Annotated in this window: 19 protein-coding genes; 11 read left to right on the top strand and 8 right to left on the bottom strand. The window is 73.5% G+C overall.

The features are described from left to right. Positions 1-40: 40 nt before the first annotated feature. Together K1T35_RS38910 and K1T35_RS38905 are read right to left on the bottom strand one after the other, a co-directional pair. On the bottom strand, positions 41-1468 hold the full coding sequence (locus K1T35_RS38910) for a cell wall metabolism sensor histidine kinase WalK (protein ID WP_220256697.1): 1428 nt from the start codon (positions 1466-1468) through the stop codon (positions 41-43). Beyond that, on the bottom strand, positions 1465-2196 hold the full coding sequence (locus tag K1T35_RS38905) for a response regulator transcription factor (RefSeq protein WP_220256696.1): 732 nt from the start codon (positions 2194-2196) through the stop codon (positions 1465-1467). The genes K1T35_RS38910 and K1T35_RS38905 overlap by 4 nt, the downstream gene beginning before the upstream one ends. Before the next feature lie 143 nt (positions 2197-2339). On the opposite strand from K1T35_RS38905, the gene K1T35_RS38900 reads away from it, so the two are divergent. Then, the gene (locus K1T35_RS38900; RefSeq protein ID WP_220256695.1) at positions 2340-3005 is read left to right on the top strand and encodes a DUF2461 family protein; all 666 of its coding nucleotides are present in this window, start codon (positions 2340-2342) and stop codon (positions 3003-3005) included. 72 nt (positions 3006-3077) lie between these two features. Here the strand turns inward: K1T35_RS38900 and K1T35_RS38895 are convergent, their stop codons facing one another. From K1T35_RS38895 to K1T35_RS38880, 4 genes are all read right to left on the bottom strand, one after another. Continuing rightward, positions 3078-5021: a glycosyltransferase family 39 protein gene (locus K1T35_RS38895; RefSeq protein WP_220256694.1), complete on the bottom strand. Its 1944-nt coding sequence runs from the start codon at positions 5019-5021 to the stop codon at positions 3078-3080. After that, positions 5018-6274 (bottom strand): bifunctional glycosyltransferase family 2/GtrA family protein, encoded by a 1257-nt coding sequence (locus K1T35_RS38890; RefSeq protein ID WP_220256693.1) that lies wholly within the window; start codon positions 6272-6274, stop codon positions 5018-5020. The genes K1T35_RS38895 and K1T35_RS38890 overlap by 4 nt, the downstream gene beginning before the upstream one ends. Positions 6275-6419: 145 nt before the next feature. Then, a complete protein-coding gene (locus K1T35_RS38885) occupies positions 6420-7163 on the bottom strand; it encodes a siderophore-interacting protein (RefSeq protein WP_220256692.1) in 744 nt (247 codons plus the stop codon). Next, entirely contained in the window at positions 7160-7756 is a 597-nt protein-coding gene (locus tag K1T35_RS38880; RefSeq protein WP_220256691.1) for a TetR/AcrR family transcriptional regulator, read from the bottom strand. Before K1T35_RS38880 ends, K1T35_RS38885 begins: the two co-directional genes overlap by 4 nt. Positions 7757-7824: 68 nt before the next feature. Here K1T35_RS38880 and K1T35_RS38875 point away from each other — a divergent pair, with 68 nt between their 5' ends. The 10 genes from K1T35_RS38875 (at position 7825) to K1T35_RS38830 (ending at position 19660) form a co-directional block, all read left to right on the top strand. Then, entirely contained in the window at positions 7825-9285 is a 1461-nt protein-coding gene (locus tag K1T35_RS38875; RefSeq protein WP_220256690.1) for an NAD(P)/FAD-dependent oxidoreductase, read from the top strand. 146 nt (positions 9286-9431) lie between these two features. Beyond that, a complete protein-coding gene (locus K1T35_RS38870) occupies positions 9432-10370 on the top strand; it encodes an o-succinylbenzoate synthase (RefSeq protein WP_220256689.1) in 939 nt (312 codons plus the stop codon). Further along, positions 10370-11314, top strand: a complete 945-nt coding sequence (locus K1T35_RS38865; protein WP_220256688.1) for an NAD(P)/FAD-dependent oxidoreductase — start codon at positions 10370-10372, stop codon at positions 11312-11314. The genes K1T35_RS38870 and K1T35_RS38865 overlap by 1 nt, the downstream gene beginning before the upstream one ends. Positions 11315-11392: 78 nt before the next feature. Continuing rightward, the gene (locus K1T35_RS38860; RefSeq protein ID WP_220256687.1) at positions 11393-12784 is read left to right on the top strand and encodes an FAD-binding oxidoreductase; all 1392 of its coding nucleotides are present in this window, start codon (positions 11393-11395) and stop codon (positions 12782-12784) included. Continuing rightward, the gene (locus tag K1T35_RS38855) at positions 12781-14199 is read left to right on the top strand and encodes an AMP-binding protein (protein ID WP_220256686.1); all 1419 of its coding nucleotides are present in this window, start codon (positions 12781-12783) and stop codon (positions 14197-14199) included. The genes K1T35_RS38860 and K1T35_RS38855 overlap by 4 nt, the downstream gene beginning before the upstream one ends. A 31-nt stretch (positions 14200-14230) precedes the next feature. Continuing rightward, a complete protein-coding gene (locus K1T35_RS38850; RefSeq protein ID WP_220256685.1) occupies positions 14231-15772 on the top strand; it encodes a CHAD domain-containing protein in 1542 nt (513 codons plus the stop codon). Positions 15773-15790: 18 nt separating this feature from the next. Then, complete coding sequence (locus K1T35_RS38845; RefSeq protein WP_220256684.1) at positions 15791-16591, top strand: MBL fold metallo-hydrolase; 801 nt, start codon at positions 15791-15793, stop codon at positions 16589-16591. A 101-nt stretch (positions 16592-16692) separates the two neighbouring features. Beyond that, the gene (locus K1T35_RS38840) at positions 16693-17715 is read left to right on the top strand and encodes a PHP domain-containing protein (RefSeq protein WP_220256683.1); all 1023 of its coding nucleotides are present in this window, start codon (positions 16693-16695) and stop codon (positions 17713-17715) included. A 56-nt stretch (positions 17716-17771) separates the two neighbouring features. Next, positions 17772-18584: a glycoside hydrolase family 16 protein gene (locus K1T35_RS38835; RefSeq protein ID WP_220256682.1), complete on the top strand. Its 813-nt coding sequence runs from the start codon at positions 17772-17774 to the stop codon at positions 18582-18584. Then, positions 18584-19660, top strand: a complete 1077-nt coding sequence (locus K1T35_RS38830; protein ID WP_220256681.1) for a right-handed parallel beta-helix repeat-containing protein — start codon at positions 18584-18586, stop codon at positions 19658-19660. Before K1T35_RS38835 ends, K1T35_RS38830 begins: the two co-directional genes overlap by 1 nt. Before the next feature lies 1 nt (position 19661). Here K1T35_RS38830 and K1T35_RS38825 read toward each other — a convergent pair whose 3' ends face one another. Continuing rightward, on the bottom strand, positions 19662-20609 hold the full coding sequence (locus tag K1T35_RS38825) for a carbohydrate kinase (protein ID WP_220263124.1): 948 nt from the start codon (positions 20607-20609) through the stop codon (positions 19662-19664). A gap of 34 nt (positions 20610-20643) precedes the next feature. Next, positions 20644-21087, bottom strand: coding sequence for an SRPBCC family protein (locus K1T35_RS38820; RefSeq protein ID WP_220256680.1), 444 nt, complete (start codon positions 21085-21087; stop codon positions 20644-20646).

Raw genomic sequence — 21087 nt, 5'->3', positions numbered from 1 at the left:
CCGGTGCCGCGGCTGTGCACGAGCTGTGGACGATCCGCCGCTACTCGACCACCGGAGCGCTGGGGCGGGGGAGGCGGACCGTGAACTCCGTGTGCCCCGGCTTGCTCGCGGCGTCCACCGTGCCACCGTGCGCCCCTACGACCGCGCGGACGATGGCCAGGCCGAGGCCGGTGCTGCCGTTGTCCCGGGAGCGGGACGTCGAGCCGCGGGCGAAGCGTTCGAAGATGTGCGGCAGAAGCTCGCGGGCGATGCCAGGGCCGTCGTCGGCGACCGACAGCCGGGCGCACGATGCCTCGGCGGCGAGCGTGACCGTGACGTTCGTGCCGGGTGGGGTGTGGGCGCGTGCGTTGGCCAGCAGGTTGGCGAGCACCTGGGCCAGCCGCGAACCGTCGCCGGGCACGACCACCGGCTCGTCGGGCACCGCGAGCTGCCACTTGTGCTCGGGTCCTGCCGCGTGGGCGTCGGCCACGGCATCGACGACGAGGCGGGTGAGGTCGACCTCGCCGCGTTCGAGCGGGCGGCCCGCGTCGAGGCGGGCGAGCAGCAGCAGGTCCTCGACGAGCGCGGTCATCCGCACGGTCTGCGAGGCGATGCGGGTCAGCGAGTACTCGACGTCGGGAGAGAGCTCCTCGCGGCGGGTGAGCTCGGTGTAGCCGCTGATCGCGGCGAGCGGGGTGCGCAGCTCGTGGCTCGCGTCGGCGATGAACTGGCGCAGCTGCATCTCGCTCTCGTGCCGCACCTCGAGGGCGGACCCGACGTTGTCGAGCATCCGGTTGAGGGCGCTGCCGACCTGCCCCACCTCGGTGCGCGGATCGACGTCCGGCACGCGCTCGACCAGCGAGACCTCACCGCGGTCGAGCGGCATCACGCTCACCCGCGAGGCCGTCGCGGCCACCCGTTCGAGGGGCCGCAGCTCTCGGCGGACGACCATCGCGGCCGCGGTACCGGCCCCGGCCAGCGCGATGCCGGTGACGACCAGCTCGATGAGCACGAGCGACGTCAACGTCGCCTGCACGGGGGCCTCCGGCAGGCCGGTGACGACGACGTCGCCGAGGGGCGTGCGGGTCGCGACGAGGCGGTAGTCGCCGAGCACTCCGAGATCCACGCTGCGCGGCGGTACCCCGGCCGGCAGTCCGACGAGATCGGGGTACTCCGACGCGGGCACCGACACCGGGTCCTCGCCGAACGGGAACACCGACGCGGCGACCACCGCGCCGTCCCTGACGACCGCGGTGAGGGCGTTCGGCGGCGGTCGCGGGCCGCGGTCGGGCAGCATGAGCACCGGTGGGGAACCCGGCTCGCCGCGGATGAACACCCGGCTGGACGCGCGCACCTCGCCGTCGAGGCGGCTCATCAGGAACTGCCGCAACGAGATCGTCGTGGCCACCGCGATGAGCGCCGACGCGATGGCCAGCAGCAGCAGCGTGGTGGCCACCAGCCGGGTGCGCAGCGAGTGGCCGGTTCTCACCCGCCGGCCGCCGGCTTGAGCACGTACCCCGCCCCGCGCACCGTGTGGATCATCGGCGCGCGTCCGGCGTCGATCTTCTTGCGCAGGTAGGAGACGTAGAGCTCGACGACGTTGGACTGGCCGCCGAAGTCGTAGTTCCAGACGCGGTCGAGGATCTGGGCCTTCGACAGCACGCGCTTGGGGTTGCGCATGAGGTAGCGCAGCAACTCGTACTCGGTGGCGGTGAGCTCGATCAGGTCGTCGCCGCGGCGGACCTCGTGGCTGTCCTCGTCGAGCACGAGGTCGCCGACCACGAGCTCGGAGCCCTCCCGGGCGGCGGTCATGCGGGAGCGGCGCAGCAGCCCGCGCAGCCGCGCCACCAGCTCCTCGAGGCTGAATGGCTTGGTGACGTAGTCGTCGCCGCCCGCGGTGAGCCCGGCGACCCGGTCCTCCACGGCGTCGCGGGCGGTGAGGAACAGCACCGGAACCTCGGGGCTCTCGGCGCGCATGCGGCGCAGCACCTCGAGGCCGTCGAAGTCGGGGAGCATCACGTCGAGCACGACGGCGTCGGGGCGGTGCTCGCGGGCGACGCGCACTGCGGTGGTGCCGTCTGCGGCCGTCCGCACGTCCCATCCCTCGTAGCGCAGCGCCATCGAGAGCAGCTCCGACAGCGACGCCTCGTCGTCGACCACCAGAACCCGGATCGGACCACCGTCGGCCCGCCGCAGCTCAGGTCCGGTGTCCCGCATCGTCGCCATGCTAGCCAGGCTCGCGCGCGAGGCTGTGACCTCGATGGGCGGAACCTGTGTGAAACCTGTGGCTCTCGAGGGAACCTGCGGGCCCTCGCCGTCGTCCATGCCGGTCATCACGAACCGACCGACAGGAGGACGACATGTTCACGGGCTGGCCAAGCGACGCCACGGCGTTCCTCGCCGAGATCGAAGCCGACAACACCCGGGAGTTCTGGGAGGCGAAGGGCCACCGCCACGCCACCGCCGTGCAGGGTCCGATGCGTGCGCTGGCAGCGGAGCTGGAACCCGAGTTCGGGCCGATCCGGGTACTGCGCGCGTACCGCAACCGCCGCTTTCGCCCCTCTTCCCCGCCCTATCGCACCGACACCGGCGGGATCGCCAGCAGCCCGGGCGGCTCGGCCCTCACCGTCGTGCTGTCGGCCACCGCCCTGACCACCGCTGTGGGGCACTGGACGTTCGACTCCGGTCAGTTGCGCAGCTATCGCGTCGCGGTGCTCGAGGCGCCCGGCGACCAGCTCGAAGGGTTGCTCGCCGGGTACCAGGTCGACCGCCGCCGCTCGCTGCGTGGCGTTCCCCGCGGCTTCAAGGGCGACCACCCGCGGATCGACCTCCTCAAGCTGACCGGGCTGCAGGTCGTCACGACGAGACCGGTGGGTGCGTGGCTCTCCACACGGGAGCCCCTGGAGTGGGTGCGGGCGGCATGGCGGGCAGCGGGGCCGGTGGTGACGTGGCTGGACACGCACGTCGGCCCGGCCGATCCGGTGCCGCCGCGGCCCCGTCCGGCACCGCCGAGCGAAGGGCACTAGGCCTGGTGCGTGGGTGGCCGTGCCCCGGAGGGATGGGGCACGGCCACCCGGTCAGCCGGCGGGAGGAGGGGGTCAGCCCACCGGCTGGGTCAGGTCGTAGACGGTGGTGCCGCCCACGGTGGTGGAGGTGAACGTGTCCCGCACCCAGGTGGCGATCTCGGAGTTGCCGCCCGGGCCACCGCCACCGCCGATGAAGTAGTGCACCTCACCGGCCGCGACGAGTGACCGGAACTGCTCGAGTGTCGGCGCGGGGTCAGCGCCGTTGAAGCCGCCGATGCCCATCACGTCGGCGCCGCTGGCCAGCGCGAGGCCCGCGCTGCTTGACGCGCTCGTTGTGGCCGCCGCCCACTTCGTGCCGGCATTCCGCAGCAGCGCGACGAACTCGGGGTCGGAGGCATTGGCCCGGGAGCCGAAGCCGCCACCCGCGCCGCCCTGGTTCGCGCCGCCGTCGTCCCGCCGGCCACCGTCGGGGCCAGGGCCGAAGCGCATACCACCGCCCGGGCCGGAGTCGGCCGTGGCGGGGCCCGCCGTCGGGTTCCCGCCGTTGTGCGTGCTCGTGATCGTGTCGGCGGCGTAGGCGAGCTGCGCGGCGCCCCCCGTGAGCAGCACGGCAAGCGCGGCGACGACGGCGAGCCTGCGCCAGTGCGCTCCGATCAGCAGCGCGAGCACGGCCACCGCGGCCACGGCGATCACGACCCAGCGCAGCCACGGCACGAAGTCGGGCGTGCGCGACAGCAGCACGACGGCCCACGCCGCGGTACCGGCGGTGATCACGGAAAGGGTGATCCGAGCCGGCCATGCGGCCCGTCGCCGCCACAGCTGCATCCCGCCGATCCCGGCGAGCGCGGCGATGCCGGGGGCGAGCGCCACTGTGTAGTAGGGGTGGAAGATCCCCTGGGCGAAGCTGAAGACCGCCGCTGTGACGACCGTCCAGCCACCCCAGAGCAGGAGGGAGGCGCGCAGGCGGTCGGTGCGCGCGGCCCGCCAGGTCAGTGCCAGGCCCGCGACGAGCAGCGCCAGCGCCGCGGGTAGCAGCCACGAGATCTGGCCACCGGCCTGCTCGTTGAACAAGCGCGACCAGCCCGCGGCGCCGCCGAATCCGCCGAACCCACCGCCACCGGCCTCGGCCCCGGCCGGAAGCTCCATCCCGGCGGGCGGTTCCATCTGCCGTCCACCACCGCCCTGGCCGAAGATCCGGCCGAGGCCGTTGTAGCCGAACGTGAGGTCGAGGACGCTGTTGTTCTCCGAGCCGCCGATGTAGGGCCGTGAGCTCGCGGGCCACAGTTCTGCGATCACCACCCACCAGCCCGCGGCCACCACGACGGCGAGCCCCGCGGCGAGCAGCTGGCGGACCCGCCGCCAGAACCCGGTGGGCGCGGCCACGAGGTAGGCGAGCGCGAGCGCCGGGATGACGACGAAGGCCTGCATCATCTTGGCCAGGAACGCGAAGCCGATGAGCGCGCCCGCGAGCACGATCCACCGCGTCGATGCTCTCTCGATCGCGCGGACCGTGGCGTACGCGGCGGCGACGAGCAGCAGGACGAGCAGCGCGTCCGGGTTGTTGTAGCGGAACATGAGTACAGCGATCGGCGTCAGCGCGAACACCCCGCCCGCGAGCAGCGCGGCGGCCGGGCTCGCCACCCGGCGCACGGCCGCGTACAGCAGGGCCACCGCGCCGACGCCCATCAGCGCCTGCGGCACGAGCATGCTCCACGAGGAGAGCCCGAAGATCCGGGCCGACAGCGCTATGACCCACAGCGACGCGGGTGGCTTGTCGACCGTCACCGTGTTGCCGGCGTCGGTGGAGCCGAAGAAGAAGGCGGTCCAGTTCTGCGTCATCGCGCGGACGGCGCCGGCGTAGTAGGTGTTGGCCCAGCCCTCCGCGCCGAGGTTCCACAGGTAGAGCACGGCGGTGGCGACGAGGAGGATCGCCAGTGCGATCCACTCCGTGCGGCGCCGCGGGCGTTCTGCCACGGCGGCGGGCGCCTGGTGGGCGGGGGCGAGGGTGGCCGTCATGCGGAGATCTCCTGACGGGCCGGTTCGGCCGGACGGGCGCTGGGTTTCCGGAAGATCCAGGAGCGGTACGCGACGAACCGCAGCAGCGTCGACAGCGCGTTCGCGACGATCAGCACCAGCAGCTCGACGGCCTGGCTCGCCGCCGGCACCCACGTGTGCAGCGCGGCGAGTGCGCCACTGGTGAGCGCGAGGCCCAGCGCGAAGACGATCAGGCCTTGCAGCTGGTGGGTGGCCGCGCCTGTCGAGCCGCGCACGCCGAACGTGAGGCGCCGGTTCGCCGCGGTGTTGCCGATGGCCGTGACGACGAGCGCGATGAGGTTGGCTGCGTAGGCCCCGACCGGCTCGCGCAGCAGCAGGAACAGCAGTGCGTACGCGAGGGTGCTCGCCACCCCGATCGCCGCGAATCGCACGAGCTGGCCGGGGAGGCCGGTGGGCACCCCGGGCACGGGATCGGGGTTTCGCCCGAGCTGTCCGCGCAGCTCAGCGAGGGGCAGCCGGCCGGTCGCCAGCGCGCGTCCGACCCGGGCGATGCCCTTCAGGTCGGCGACGGCGGTCGCGACGATGTCGACGCGGCTGTCCGGGTCGTCGACCCAGTCGACGGGCACCTCGTGGATGCGTAGCCCGCTCCGCTCCGCGAGCACGAGCAGTTCGGTGTCGAAGAACCAGCCCGCGTCCTCCACCAGCGGGAGCAGCCGCTGGGCCACGTCGGCCCGGATCGCCTTGAACCCGCACTGCGCGTCGGAGAATCCGGCGCCGAGCGTTCCCCGCAGCAGCAGGTTGTAGGAGCGGGAGATGAACTCCCGCTTGGCGCCGCGGACGACCCTGGAGGTGCGCGCGAGGCGCGTGCCGATCGCGAGATCGGAGTGCCCCGAGATCAGCGGCGCCACGAGGGGGAGCAGCGCGGCCAGGTCGGTGGACAGGTCCACGTCGCAGTAGGCCAGCACGTGCGCGTCGGACGTCGACCAGGCCTCCCGCAGCGCCCGGCCACGCCCCTTCTCGGCCAGCCGGAGGGCGGTGACGTCCGGGAGCTCAGCTGCCAGCCGCGCCGCGATCAGCGGTGTCGCGTCGGTGCTCGCGTTGTCCGCGATCGTGATGCGGAACGCGTAGGGGAACTGCCCGGACAGGTGCTCGTGCAGCCGGCGCACCGACGGCTCGAGGTCCACCTCCTCGTTGTGGACCGGCACCACGATGTCGAGCACGGTGCGCTCGGACCGTCGGTGGCGAGGAGGCCGGAGTGCGGTGTCGACGCTCATGGAGCCCAGCGTTCGACCAGGCGCTATCGGCTCCTTGTGGCGATCGTGTGAGCGAGCTGTGTGCCACGCCGATCCGAGGTGAGCGTGGTCACCGCGGCCGGTGTGCGAGCACCCGGCGGGACGGCCGGGACGCTGCCGGAGTGGCCTACCGGGCCCGCCAGTAGCCCGTCGCGTAGACCCGCCTGCGGTCGAGCCCGCGCTCGTCGAGCAGGTGCTTGCGCAGGTCGCGCACGCAGGCCGACTCGCCGGACAGCCACGCCTGTCCGCTCCCCGCCGGGAACGCCGCGGCCCGCACGGCCGCGGCCAGCGGCTCCCCCGGCTCGGCGGCACCACGGTGCACCCACCGCACCCGCGCCGACCCGGGCAGCTGCTGCTCCTCGTCGACGTCGGCGACCTCGAGGAACGCCAGCGTCGGCACGTCGTCGGGCAGCGCGGCGAGCACGGTGGTGACGGCGGGGAGCGCGGTCTCGTCGCCGATCACCACGTGGAAGTCGGCGGCCGGGTCCGGCTCGTAGCGGCCGCCGGGCTCGGAGACGCCCACCCATGCGCCTGGCTGGGCGTCACGGGCCCATGCGGCAGCGGGGCCGTGGCCCTCGTGCAGCACGAAGTCGATGTCGAGCTCACCGGCCGCGGCGTCGAACCGGCGCACCGTGTAGGTGCGGATCGCCGGGCGCGGCTCGCCTGCCGGCCACAGCGGGCCGCCCGACGTCGCCCTCGGCACGGCGGGCCGCTCCTGGCCGGTCACCGGGAAGAACATCTTGATCCGCCGGTCCGGTCCCTCGCCGCCGAACCCGGCGAGCTCGTCGCCGCCGAGCGTCACGCGGACCATCCGGGGGGTGATCCGCTCGCTGCGCCGCACCTGCAGCAGCCGGGGTGCCGTCGTACTCATTGCGGCAATTCTGCCGCCCTCCCGAGGCCGGTCCAGACGAGGTCCATGAGGTAGTCGGTGGCCTGCTCGCTCGTGATTCCGGAGCGGGAGCGCCACAGCGCGAGCCGCTCGCACGCCCCGACGATCACGTTGGCCCAGCCGGCGAGGCGCTGCGGGTCGGTGTCGGGGGCCGCCGCGGCGAGGAGGGTGGCGATGAAGTCGGTCTGCTGGGCGCGGATCTCCTCGATCGCCTCGCCCGTCACCGCCGACTCCGCGTAGAGGATCGTCCACTCCGGGGCCTGGCGCTCCAGGTAGTCGAAGAACGCGAGCGTGCCCTTGCGCAGCATCTCCTCAGGGGTGGACGCGACCGCCGCTGCGGTCGACGTGACCTCCAGCAGCTCCGCCCGTGCCCGCGCGATGCAGGCCAGCAGGAGCCCGTGCTTGGAGCCGAAGTGCGTGTACAGCACCGGCTTCGTCACGCCCACGCGCTCGGCCACCTGGTCCATCGAGGCGTTCTGGTAGCCGCGCTCCCCGAAGACCGCGACGGCGGCGTCGAGGATCTGGCGCTCGCGCTCGGCGCGGCCGACGCGGCGCCGGGTCGGGCGAGTGTCCACGGAACGACCCTACCGGAGGTAAGTTACTCGTGGTAAGTTACCGGCGGTAACCCATCGAGGAGGAGCCGATGCACGAGACCGGGACGCACGTGGACGTCGCGATCGTGGGAAGCGGGTTCGCCGGTCTCGGCGCCGCGGTGCGGCTACGTGGGGCGGGTCGCGAGGACTTCCTGGTACTGGAGAAGGGCGACACGCTCGGCGGCACGTGGCGCGACAACACCTACCCGGGCTGCGCCTGTGACGTGCAGTCGCACCTGTACTCGTTCTCCTTCGCGCCCAACCCGGAGTGGACGCGCACGTTCGCCCGGCAACCGGAGATCCGCGCCTACCTGGAGCGAGTGGCCGATCGGTACGGCCTGCGCGACCGGATCCGCTTCGGCGCGGAGGTCACGGCGGCGCGCTGGGCGGGCAAGGGCTGGGAGCTGGAGCTCGCCGATGGTTCTCGGGTGCACGCGCGCGCCCTCGTGTGGGGCACCGGCGCGTTGCACGAGCCGTCGGTGCCCGACATCCCGGGCCTCGACGAGTTCACCGGCGCCGTGTTCCACTCCGCACAGTGGCGCCACGACCACGACCTGACCGGCCGTCGGGTCGCGGTGATCGGGACGGGGGCGAGCGCGATCCAGTTCGTCCCGACGATCCAGCCGAAGGTGGCGTCGCTCGCGCTGTTCCAGCGCACGGCGCCGTGGGTGCTGCCGAAGCCGGACCGCCCCGTTCCCGCCGCGCTGCGCAGGCTCTACCGCGCCGTGCCGGGAGTGCAGAAGCTGCAGCGCGCGCTGATCTACGCCCGGAACGAGGCGCTCGTCAGCGGGTTCCTCAAGCCGCGGCGCATGGCCGTCGTCGAGCGGTTCGCGCGCGCCTACCTGCACCGCGTGTTCGCCGACCGGCCCGACCTCGAGGCCGAGGTCACCCCGGACTTCACGATCGGCTGCAAGCGCATCCTGATGTCGAACGACTACTACCCGGCGCTGAAGCGGCCCAACGTGGACGTGGTCACCGAGAAGATCGTGCGGATCACGCCGAACGCCGTTATGACGGCCGACGGTGTCGAGCACGAGGTCGACACGATCATCTTCGGCACCGGGTTCGCGGTGGCCGCGGGCGTCGGGCATTCAGTGCCGATCACCGGCCGCGACGGCGTGCGGCTCGCCGACAAGGGCGTCGTCGAGGGATTCCTCGGCACGACGATCGCCGGGTTCCCGAACCTGTTCGTGCTCACCGGACCGAACACCGGGCTCGGGCACAGCTCGATGGTCTTCATGATCGAGTCGCAGCTCAACTACGTGCTGGACGCGCTGCGCGTGCTCGACGAGCACGGCGCGGTCGCCCTCGACACCCGCCGCGACCGCCAGGATGCCTACAACGCAGCGCTGCAGCGCCGGCTCGACGGATCGGTGTGGACCGCGGGCGGCTGCGCCAGCTGGTACCTCGACGACGACGGCCGCAACCGCACCCTCTGGCCGGGCTACACCTTCGACTTCCGCCGCCGCACCCGCAAGGTTCGCCCGTCCGACCACGAGCTGCTGGCGTAGCCGGCGTACTCAGACCGCGACTCGCGTACACCCAGACCGCGACTCGCGGGGATGGGCTCCGCCTCGTCCGCGAGTCGCGGTCTGGATGCGCGCGAGTCGCGGTCTGGGTGCGGGTGAGTCGGGCCGGGCGCACGTAGGGTCGGGCGGTGCTCGACGTCTACTCCATCCCGCTGACCACGCGTTTCCGGGGGATCACCGTTCGCGAGGGCGTGCTGATCGACGGCCCGTCGGGGTGGGGGGAGTTCTGCCCGTTCGCCGACTACGACGATCGCGAGTCGGTGCCGTGGCTCGCCGCCGCCATGGAGGCCGCCGAGGAGGGCTGGCCCGAGCCGGTGCGCGACCGCGTCCCGGTGAACTGCATCGTGCCCGCCGTCGGGCCGGAGCGGGCGCAGGAGATCGTGCGGGCATCGGGGTGCGCCACCGCCAAGGTCAAGGTGGCCGACGGGCCCGGCTCGCTGCCTGCTGACCTGGAGCGGGTGGCCGCGGTCCGGGACGCGCTCGGCCTCGCAGGCGCGGTCCGCGTTGACGCCAACGCCGCGTGGACCGTCGATGAGGCGGTCGCCGCGATCGCGGCGCTGGATCGCGCCGCCGGCGGCCTGCAGTACGTCGAGCAGCCCTGCCGCACCGTCGACGAGCTGGCGGCGGTCCGCCGCAAGGTCGACGTGCCGATCGCCGCGGACGAGTCGATCCGCCGCGCCGAGGACCCGCTGCGCGTCGCCGTGGCCGGGGCGGCGGACGTCGCGGTGCTCAAGGTCGCCCCGCTCGGCGGTGTGCGCAAGGCCCTCGCGGTGGCGGAGGCGTGCGGGCTGCCGTGCGTGGTGTCGTCCGCGCTGGAGACGAGCGTCGGCATGGCCGCCGAGCTCGCGCTGGCCGGGGCGCTGCCGCGGCTGGACATGGCGTGCGGTCTCGGCACGGGCGCGCTGCTCACCGCGGACGTCGTCGACGACCCGATCCGGCCGCGTGACGGCTGGCTCCCGGTGCCACGGCGCGCGCCGGAGCCGTCGCGCCGCGCCGCGGTCGCCGCATCGCCCGAGCGGGTTCGCTGGTGGGAGGACCGGCTCGCCCGCGTCGGCGCCGCGGTCTGATGGGTGTCGTCGTCGTGGGCGCGGGCATCGCCGGGACCGCCTGCGCCGTCGAGCTCACCGCGGCGGGCGTGCCGGTGCGACTGCTGGAACAGGCGGGCGAGGTCGGCGGGCGGATGGGTGGGCACGTCGTCGCGGGGCGCCCCGTCGATCTCGGCGCGGCCTACTTCACGGTGCGGGACCCGGACTTCGAACAGGTGGTGCGGCGGTGGGAGGCCGCGGGGCTCGCGCGGCCGTGGACGACCGAGCTCGCCGTGCTCCGCTCCGGCACCCGTGATCGCGCGCCAGGACCGCAGCGGTGGGCGGCGCCCGGCGGGCTGGGCGGGCTCGTCGCCGAGCTGGCCACCGGGCTCACCGTCGAGCTCGGGCACGAGGTCCGCAGGGTTGGTCCGGGCCCGGTCGTCGACGGCGAGCCCGCCGACGCCGTCGTGCTCGCGATGCCCGACCCGCAGGCGCTGCGGCTGCTCGGACCCGATCATCCCGCGGCCGCCCGGGCGGCCGGCCGCGAGTGGCGGCCCGCGATCGCGGTCGCCGCCGGGTGGCCCGCTCGGGAGTGGGCGGACCTGCCCGCCGCGTTCGTCAACGACCACCCGGTGCTCACCATGATCGCCGATGACGGCGATCGGCGCGGCGACCGCGCCCCCGTCCTGGTGGCGCACACGACCGCCGACGTCGCCCGCGCCCACGAGGCCGATCCGGACGGCGCGATCGGGCTGGTGCTCGACGCGCTGCGTGAGCTGCTCGGCGTCCACACCCCGCCGATGTGGACGCTGGCGCACCACTGGCCGTACGCGTCGCCGGACGGCACCCGCGACGAGCCGTTCCACCTCACAGCCGACGGCATCGGACTGGCCGGCGACGGCTGGGGCAGCCCCCGTGTGGAGACGGCATGGCGCTCCGGCCACCTGCTCGGCCGCGCACTCGTGGAGCGCCTCCGGCCCTCGTGAGCGGATACGCGTGCCCTGGCGCGCGTATCCGCTCACGACCAGGTGCGGTGCGGTCGCCTCGCGGGTTAGCGTCCTGCTGTGCCCGTTCCCGATGATCTACTCCTCGCCGACCTGCTCGCCGCGCTCCCGGCCGACCGCGTGCTCGTCGACCCGGACGTCGTGGCGCCCTTCCTGCACGACGAGGCGGAGTGGGCCGAGTACGGGCGGGCCGCCGCGGTGGTCCGCCCGAGGAGCACGGCCGAGGTCGCCACGGTCGTCGCGGCGTGCGCCCGGCACAAGCGCCCGCTGGTGCCGCGCGGCGCGGGCACCGGCCTGTCCGGCGGGGCGAACGCGGTGGACGGGTGCGTCGTGCTGTCCACCGAGCGGATGCGCGAGATCGTCGAGATCGACGAGGCAGAGCGGCTCGCCGTCGTGCAGCCGGGAGTGGTCAACGACGACCTGCGGGCAGCCGTGGCGCGGCACGGGCTGTGGTACCCGCCGGACCCGGCGAGCTCACCGTGGTCGACGATCGGCGGTAACGTCGCCACCAACGCCGGTGGGCTGTGCTGCGTCAAGTACGGCGTCACGCGCGACTACGTGCTCGCGCTCGAGGTCGTGACGGCCGCGGGTGAGGTGGTGCGGGTCGGCAGGCGCACCGCGAAGGGCGTGGCCGGTTACGACCTGGCCGGGCTCATGGTCGGCTCGGAGGGCACCCTCGGGGTGATCACCGAGATCACCGTGCGCCTGCGGCCGCTGCGCACGGGCTCGCCGCGCACCGTGGTCGGCTTCTTCGACACGCTCGCGGCGGCGGGCGACGCGGTCTCGCGGGTCACCGCGCGCGGGCTGCAGCCCTCGGCGTTCGAGCTGATCGACCGCCTGTGCCTGCACGCCGTCAATGCCTGGAAGCACGCGGGCCTGCCCGAGGACGCGGCAGCGCTGCTCCTCGCCCAGACCGACCTCCCCGAGCCGGCTGCCGAGCAGGAGGCCGCGGCGTTCCACGCCGAGTTCGTGGCGGCGGGCGCGCGGGACGCGATGTTCTCCACCGATCCGGTCGAGGCCGAGGCGCTGTTCGACGCGCGCCGGCTGGCCTACCCGGCGCTGGAGCAGCGGGGCGACGCGATGCTCACGGAGGACGTCTGCCTCCCGCGCGGGCGGCTCGCCGAGATGCTCGTCCGCGTCGAGGAGATCGCGGCGCGGCACGACGTGCTGATCGCCAACATCGCGCACGCCGGAGACGGCAACCTGCACCCGCTGCTGATCACCCCGCACGGCGACGACGCCGCGAAGCGCAGGGCGCAGGCGGCGTTCGACGACATCGTCGACGCTGCGCTCGCCCTCGGTGGCACCGTCACCGGCGAGCACGGTGTCGGGCTGCTCAAGCTGGCGGGCATGCGCACCGAGCTCGGCCCCGAGGTCCTCGCGCTGCAGCGCGCGGTGAAGCAGGCACTGGATCCCCATGCGATCCTCAACCCCGGCAAGGTGGTGGGATGACTCCGCTGTTCCCGGCTCTCCTCGATCCCGACGACCGGCCCGCGCTGCGGTTCGGCGACGACGCGCTGACCTATCGTCAGCTCGCCGGCGCCGCGGGGGCGCTCGCCGGTGCGCTCGCGGGGCGGCAGCGGGTCGCCGTACACGCCACGCCGACGATCCACACGGCGGTCGGGGTCACGGCGGCGTTGCTCGCGGGCGTCGCGGTGGTGCCGGTGAACCCGAAGCTGGGGGAGCGGGAGCTCGGGCACGTCGTCGGCGACTGCGCACCCGACCTCGTACTGGCCGCGCCCGGTGCGGCGCTGCCCGGTCCGCTCGGGGCACTGCAGCGGCTCGACGTCGACCTCACCGCGGTCGGACCGGTGCCGACGCATGTGCCGCCGCCGGACGTGCCGGCGCTCGTGATCTACACATCCGGCACCACCGGCCCGCCGAAGGGCGCGGTGCTCCCGCGCAGTGCCGTCGCGTACGACCTCGACGCACTCGCCGAGGCGTGGGACTGGACGGCCGACGACCTGCTCGCCCACGCCCTGCCGCTGTTCCACGTGCACGGGCTGGTGCTCGGCGTGCTCGGCCCGCTGCGCCGGGGCGGGAGCCTGCACCACGTCGGCGCACTCGACGGGCAGGCGCTGGCCGCGGCCGGCGCGTCGATGGTGTTCGGGGTGCCGACCCAGTACCACCGGCTCGCCGGGCAGCTCGAGTCCGACCCGGAGTCGGCGAAGGAGATCGGGCGCGCGCGGCTGCTCGTGTCCGGCTCGGCCGCGCTCACCGCCGTCGACCACGCCCGCCTGCACCGCGCCACCGGACTCGCCGTGCGGGAGCGCTACGGCCTCACCGAGACGCTTATCCTCACGGCCGCGCGCGCCGCCGACGAGCCCGAGGTCGGCACCGTCGGCCCGCCGCTGCGGGGCACCGAGATCCGGCTCGCGCCGCTCGCCGGCCCCGGCGAGCAGGCAGACGGGCTGGGCGCGGTCGAGGTGCGCGGGCCGAGCCTCTTCACCGGCTACCTCAACCGCCCGGACGCCACCGCCGCCGCACACACCGCGGACGGTTGGTTCGCCACGGGCGACATCGGCCGCTGGACCGAGAGCGGCGCGCTCGCGATCGTCGGACGCAGCGCAACCGACCTGATCAAGTCCGGCGGCTACAAGATCGGCGCCGGCGAGATCGAGAACGCGCTGCTCGAGCACCCCGGCGTGGCCGAGGCGGCGGTCGTCGGGGTGCCCGACGCCGACCTCGGGGAGCGGATCGTCGCGCACGTCGTACCGTCCGGTGCCCCGCCGCGGGAGCGGGAGCTGATCGACCACGTCGCCGCGCTGCTGGCGCCGCACAAGCGGCCGCGCGAGGTGCGGTTCACCGAGGCGCTCCCCCGCAACGACATGGGGAAGGTGCAGAAGTCCCGCCTTCCGCAGGAGTGAACGAGCGCGGACGATAGTGCACCCTGATCGGATGACGGACACGACGACCCGCACCGAGAGCCAGATCTTCCGCGGTGCCCCCGAGGCCGGCAGTCCCCGGCTCGACGCGCTCCCCGGAGTCCACCGCGAGGACGCCGTTCCGCAGCACGTGCTCGAGATCGAGCGTTTCGACACCGCGGACCACCGCCTCGCCGCCGCCGGGATCACGCTGGCCGTGCACCGGAACGAGGGCGAGCAGTCGTACTGGCGGCTCGACCTCCCGGACGACGACAGCGGCGAGGAGCTGCGCGTCCCGCTCGCTCCCGACGCGCCGCCGGTGCCGGAGGTTCCGGGTGAGCTTGCCGAGCTGGTGCGCGGTGTCGTGCGCGACGGTGAGCTGCGCCCCGCGGGACAGGTCCGCCGGGTGCGTACCGGCACGCGCCTGCTGGGTGGCGACGATCGCCTGCTCGGCACCGTGTTCCGCGACCACGTCACGGTCGCCACTCTCGGATCGTCCACCGAGGGCGGCGCGTGGACCGAGGTGCGGACGCACGACACGTCCGACGACGGGCTGGCCGCCGAGCTCGAACGGCGGCTCGGCGAGGCCGGGCTGCGGCCCGCCGCGACGTCCGCCGATGCCGAGCTCGACCGCCTGCTGCGCCCCGTGGCGCCACCGCGGCGCCGGTCGGGAGGGAAACGCGCCAAGGCCGGAACGGCGGGCGCCGCGCTCCTCGACTACCTGGCCACGCACGTCGACCGGCTCGCCGCCGAGGACCTGCGCGCCCGGCGGGGCGAGCACGACTCCGTGCACCAGCTGCGAGTGGCGACGCGGCGGCTGCGCAGCGCGCTGCAGTCGTACCGGCGGCTGCTGGACCGCGAGCGCACCGACCCCCTCGTCGACGCCCTGCGTGAGCTGGCCCGCGCGCTCGCCCCGGCCCGCGACGCCGAGGTGCTGCACGCCCGGATCCGCGACGGCCTGCTCGGGCTGGAGCCGGAGCTGCTGCTCGGACCGGTGCAGGCGCAGGTCACCCGGCATTACGCGCGCGTGGAGGGGGAGGCGACGGCGGCGGTGCTCAGCGCCCTCGACGGTGACGCGTACGCGCGCCTGCGCCGCGATCTCGACGACCTGCTGCAGGATCCGCCGCTCACGAAGCGCGCGGCCCGGCCCGCCGACAAGGAGCTCCCGGCGCACGTCGCGCGGGCGGCGGGGCGGCTGTCCAGGGCTGTCGAGGTGGCGGTCGACCAGAATGCCGAGGCCGAGGATCGGGACCTCGCCGTGCACGACGCGCGGAAGGCAGGCAAGCGGCTGCGGTACGCCACCGAGGTCGCCCGGCCGGCCGTCGGGAAGGACGCGAAGCGGTTCGCCAAGGAGCTCAAGGGGTTCCAGGACGCCCTCGGCGAGCACCAGGACACCGTGGTTGCCCGGGAGGCCCTCCGCGAGCTCGCCGCCGAGGCGAGCGGAAAGGGCGAGAACGGCTTCGCGTTCGGGGTCCTGCACGGCCTGGACGCCGCCCGCGCCGCCCGGATCGAGGAGGAGCTCCCGGACCTCTGGGCCCGTGCATGGCGCCCCCGCAACCGCCGCTGGCTGAGCTGACCCCGCAACAATGACGCAATGCTGACACGACAGGAATGTGCAGCGACGGTGCTGGGCGGGCCGACAACGGTGCTCGATCTCGGCGGCCTTCGCATGGTTGTCGACCCGACCTTCGACGCCCCGGGTCCCCACGGCTACCTCACCAAGACTGCCGGGCCCGCCGTCCAGGAAGAGGCGCTCGGACCGGTCGACGTGGTGCTGGTCAGCCACGCCGCCCACCCCGACAACCTCGACGACCGCGGCCGGGCGTTCGCCGTCGCCGCACCGTTGGTGCTCACGTGCCCGTCCGCCGCGGCCGAGCTGGGTCCACGGGCCATCGGATTGCGCCCGTGGACGTCGCACACGATGCGCGTCGGCGACGGCAGGGACGTCGCGATCACGGCCGTACCCGCGGTCCACGGCCCGGAAGACGCGCCCCGCGACGGGAACGGCAACATCAACTGCGAGGTCACCGGATTCCTCGTCTCCGGCCCCGACGTTCCCACGGTCTACGTCAGCGGCGACAACGCTTCGATCCGGGTCGTCGCCGAGGTGGCGCGCAGATTCCCGCGCATCGATGCAGCAGTGCTCTTCGCCGGTGCGGCCCGCGTAGCGGAGAAGTTCGGTGGGCGTCCGCTCACCCTGGATGCCGTACGCGCCGCGGCGGCCGCAGCGATCTTGAACACGCCGATCGTGGTGCCCGCGCACTATGACGGTTGGGCCCATTTCTCGGAGACCGAAAAGGACATCGCGGAGGCCTTCGAGCAGGCGGGCTACTCGTCCACGTTACGGCTCGCCGACCACGGCTCGTGGGTTCGGCTGACCACCTCGAGCGAATGAGAACCTGATGGGCGGGGCTCCACCCCGTGCGCGAGTCGCGGTCTGAGTGCGGGTGAGTCGCGTTGTGAGCGCACGCCTCGGGCCGTGCGACGATCGCTGACGTGACCGAGACCCGGAATGCCGTGGCGGACCTGCGGCGCATCGCCTTCCTTCTGGAGCGTGCGCACGAGTCGACCTACCGGGTCAGGGCGTTCCGCACCGCGGCGGCCGTGCTGCGCAGGCGTGACGCGGACGAGATCGCGCGGCTCGTGCGCACCGGCGAGCTGGTGCGGCTCAAGGGCGTCGGGGAGGTCACCGCGAAGTGCGTGGCGGAGTCGGTGCGCGGTGAACCGCCGTCGTACCTGCTGAAACTCGAGGCGATCGAGCCGACGCCGCTCGACACGGCCGCCGAGGCCCTGCTGGAGGCGATCCGCGGGGACTGCCACAGCCACACCGACGCCTCCGACGGCGGCTCGCCGCTGCGCGAGATGGTCGAGACCGCGCAGGCGCTCGGCCACGACTACCTGGTGATCACCGACCACTCGCCGCGGCTGACCGTCGCCAACGGCCTGTCCGCGGACCGGCTGCGGGCGCAGCTGGAGGACATCGCGGAGCTCAACGCCGAGCTCACGGGCTTCCGGGTGCTCACCGGCATCGAGGTCGACATCAACGAGGACGGCTCGCTCGACCAGGACGAAGAGCTGCTCGCCCAGCTGGACGTCGTGGTCGCGTCGGTGCATTCCAAGCTGAAGATGCCCGCGGTCGAGATGACCGAGCGGATGCTCACCGCGATTGCGAACCCGCACGTCGACGTGCTCGGGCACTGCACCGGCCGGATGGTCGCCGGCAACCGCAAGCGGCCGGGTTCTCAGTTCGATGCGGGCGCGGTGTTCGACGCATGTGCCGAGTACGGCGTCGCGGTCGAGGTGAACTCCCGCCCCGAGCGCCTCGATCCGCCGAGGCCGCTGCTCCGCAAAGCCCTCGCGGCGGGCTGCCAGTTCACGATCGACACCGACGCCCACGCGCCCGGCCAGCTCGACTGGCTGCGCAACGGCTGCGAACGCGCGGCCGAGTGCGAGGTGCCGGCTGACCGCGTCCTCAACACTTGGCCCTTGGAAAGGCTCCTCACCCGTACGCGTGGCTGATCTCGCGCGGCGCCCTCCACCCGGTTCCAATGGGGCTGGAGGTGTCAATGGTGCAGATGTCCATTTTGGTGCCGGCGATGGTGTGTGCCCTGCTGGCGGCCGGCCAGGCCGCGCCGACGCAGGCCGACCCGTCGGAATGTGCCGCGACCGCCGCGCAGCGATACGGCTGGGGTGAGCCGACCCGCCGCTCCGACTTCGCCGACGGCCTGCCGGGCGACTGGCACCCGTACGGCCCCGAGCCCGGGCACAGCAAGGAGGGGATCCGCACGCCGGAGGCGATCACGGTCGCCGACGGCGTCGCCACGATCTCCGCGACACGGGACGGCACGACCGGTGCCATGAGCTGGCATCCCGGGCAGCGGTACGGGCGCTGGGAGGCGTGCGTGCGCTCCGAGGCCGCGTCCGGTGGCCTGAACGCGTTGCTGCTGCTCTGGCCGGTGGCCGAGGACTTCCCGGTGGGCGGGGAGATCGACTGGATGGAGATCACGTCCGACGACCGGCGGGAGACCGACTTCTTCCTGCACTACGGCCGGGACAACGACCAGGACCACGGGTCCGTGCGGCACGACTCGACGCGGTGGTCGGCCTACGCCCTCGAATGGACGCCGGAAAAGATCACCGCCTACGTGAACGGCGAGGAGTGGTACTCGAACGCCGACACCGCGAAGTTCCCGCCGCGGCCGATGAACATGACGATGCAGCTGGACTACTTCCCTCCCGCGGGCGGCCCGGCCGCGATGCACATGGACTGGGCCATGCAGTGGGCGCTTCCGGAGAGCGAGCCAGCCGAGTTCTCCCTCGCCCCCGGTGACCCGGCCACCGGCCAGCCGGACGACTACCCCGAACGCGCCCCGCGCCGCCTCCGGTGATGATCAAGATCGGGGTGATCGCGGTCGTCGCCGTCCTCACCGGAGCGGGGCCCACACCCGCCGTGGCCCAGGTACCGGCGATCCACCAGGTGGATCCGGCGCTCGGTGACGACGGCACCGGCACGGGCTCGGTCACCGCCCCCTTTCGCACGATCACCAGGGCGCTCGCGTCCGCCCGGCAGGGCGAGACCGTGGTGCTGCGCCCCGGAACGTACGACGAGCACGTCGTCACCGTGCGACTCGGCGTCACCGTGACCGGCCCGCGCAACGCCGTGCTCCGCGGCGCTGGTTCCTCGATGCGGGTGTTCGAGATCCAGCACGACGACACCACGCTGCGCGGGTTCACGATCGACGGCAAGGTCTGCGACGCGCCCGTGAAGGACTGCTTCCGGGGCCGGGCGATCTGGGTCCAGAGCACGGTCGCGCACCGCGGCCTCACCGGTATCGAGATCGACGGGATGCGCCTGGAGAACCTCGGTGGCGAGTGCCTCCGCATGAAGTACTTCACCACCGGCAGTCGCGTCACCGGCAACACGATCGGACCGTGCGGCGTATGGGACTTCGCCGTGCCGAACACCGGGACGGGCCAGAACGGCGAGGGCGTCTACATCGGTACGGCACCCGAGCAACTCGACCGCAACCCCACCCCTGAGCCGGATGCCAGCGACCGCAACGAGGTGCGGGACAACGTGATCGACACCCGGGCCGGTGAGTGCGTCGACATCAAGGAGGCCGCGCGCGACAACGACGTCGCCCACAACCTCTGCACCGGCCAAGGACCCCGCAACGGCAACTCCGGCGCGATGGAATCGCGCGGACCGTCCAACACGTTCCGGTTCAACGTCATCCACCACAACGCGGCGGCCGGCATCCGCATCGGCGGTGATCTTCCGGGCGACGCCGTGGGCAACGACGTCCACCACAACGTGATCATCGGCAACGCCCGCGGCGGCATCAAGGTCATGGAGTTCGGGCCGCACGGCACGATCTGCGGCAACGTGATGCACGGCAACGTCGGTGGCAACGCCGTGGGCACCTACAAGGACCTGATCGGCGACCCCACGGCGGCCTGCTAAATCACGTCGAGCGGCGGGACAGCAGGTCGTCGGCCGTCGGTGGGTCGGCGCCCCGCCGGCTGCACGTGATCGCGGCGGCGAGCGCGGCCTCGTCGAGCAGGGCGTCGAGGGTCTCGGCGTCGACGGCGCGCAGCGCGGGCCGGGCCGCGGCGCCGAGCAGCCCGCGCCGGTGCAGCCCGGCGAGCAGGGCGGCGGAGAACGTGTCGCCCGCGCCGACCGTGTCGATCACGGTGACCGGCACCGGCGGCCTGCGGCTCCGGACGCCGGACGCCGTGCCGGCGAGCACGCCCTCCCCGCCGAGCGTGACGGCGACGACGGCTGGGCCCAGCGTGAGCCAGTCCTCCAGCACCTGCTCGGGGCGGGAGCCGGGCAGGACCCACTCGAGGTCCTCCGCGCTGACCTTCACGACGTCGGCGACGGCCAGCAGCTCGTGCACCCCGGCCAGCACTTCGGTCGGGTCGCCCATGAGCAGGGGGCGGCAGTTGGGGTCGTAGCTGATCGTCACCGACGCCGCCGCACGCGACATCAGTTCGCGCAGCGCGGCCGCACCCGGCGGCATGGTGAGCGCGAGCGACCCGGAGTGCAGCGCGACGACGGGCCCGTCGAGGGCGCCGTCGAGCTCGGCGGCCGTCCACTGCCAGTCGGCGGTGCCGGTGACGCGGAAGTCGTAGCTCGCTCCGCCGTCGGGACCGACCGCGACCATCGCGAGCGACGTCTGCTCGGTCGCGGCGACGGCGTGGTCGAGCTGCACGCCGTTGACGGCGAGGTGCTCGCGGACCCGGCGGCCGAGCATGTCGTCGGCGATCCGGGCGAGCAGCCGAGCCGGCACGCCCAGCCGGGCCAGCGCGACGGCCACGTTCGCGGGGCTCCCTCCCGGCGCGGCCTCGAAGTAGTCGCCGACGGGCGCCGGGACCATGTCGACGAGCGCCTCCCCTGCGACCGCGACGATCCCGTTCTCGATCGGTGCGCTGATGATGGCCCCCTCAGCCGCGCAGCGTGTTCTCGAGGTTCTCCAGCACGCCGTCGTGGATCCGCTGCAGACCCTTCGGGGCGAAGGTGCGCTCGAAGAAGCCGCCGATGCCGCCCGCGCCCTTCCAGCTGCTCTCCACCGCGACGACGGTCCGGTCGGGCCCCGCGGCCGTGACGGTCCAGGTGGTGACCATGCTCGAGTTCGCGTCCTTCTCGACGATCCGGTCGTCACCCGGGGTGGTGACCTCCACCAGCTGGTCGCGCACCCGCTTGCTCGTGGCCTGCAGGAGCCAGTGCGCGCGAGTCCCTTCGCCCTGCCCGCCCGCCTCCACGCGGTAGTCCCGGTAGTGGTCGGTGAGGATCGCCGGCCGCACCTTCTCGTAGTCGGCGAGCGCAGCGCGCACCCGCTCCGCGGGGGCGTCGATCGTGCGCTCGGTCCGCGCCGTCACCTGTGCCAT

It is taken from the genome of Pseudonocardia sp. DSM 110487, assembly GCF_019468565.1.
Classification (GTDB): domain Bacteria; phylum Actinomycetota; class Actinomycetes; order Mycobacteriales; family Pseudonocardiaceae; genus Pseudonocardia.
This window is presented reverse-complemented; position numbering and strand designations above follow the sequence as displayed.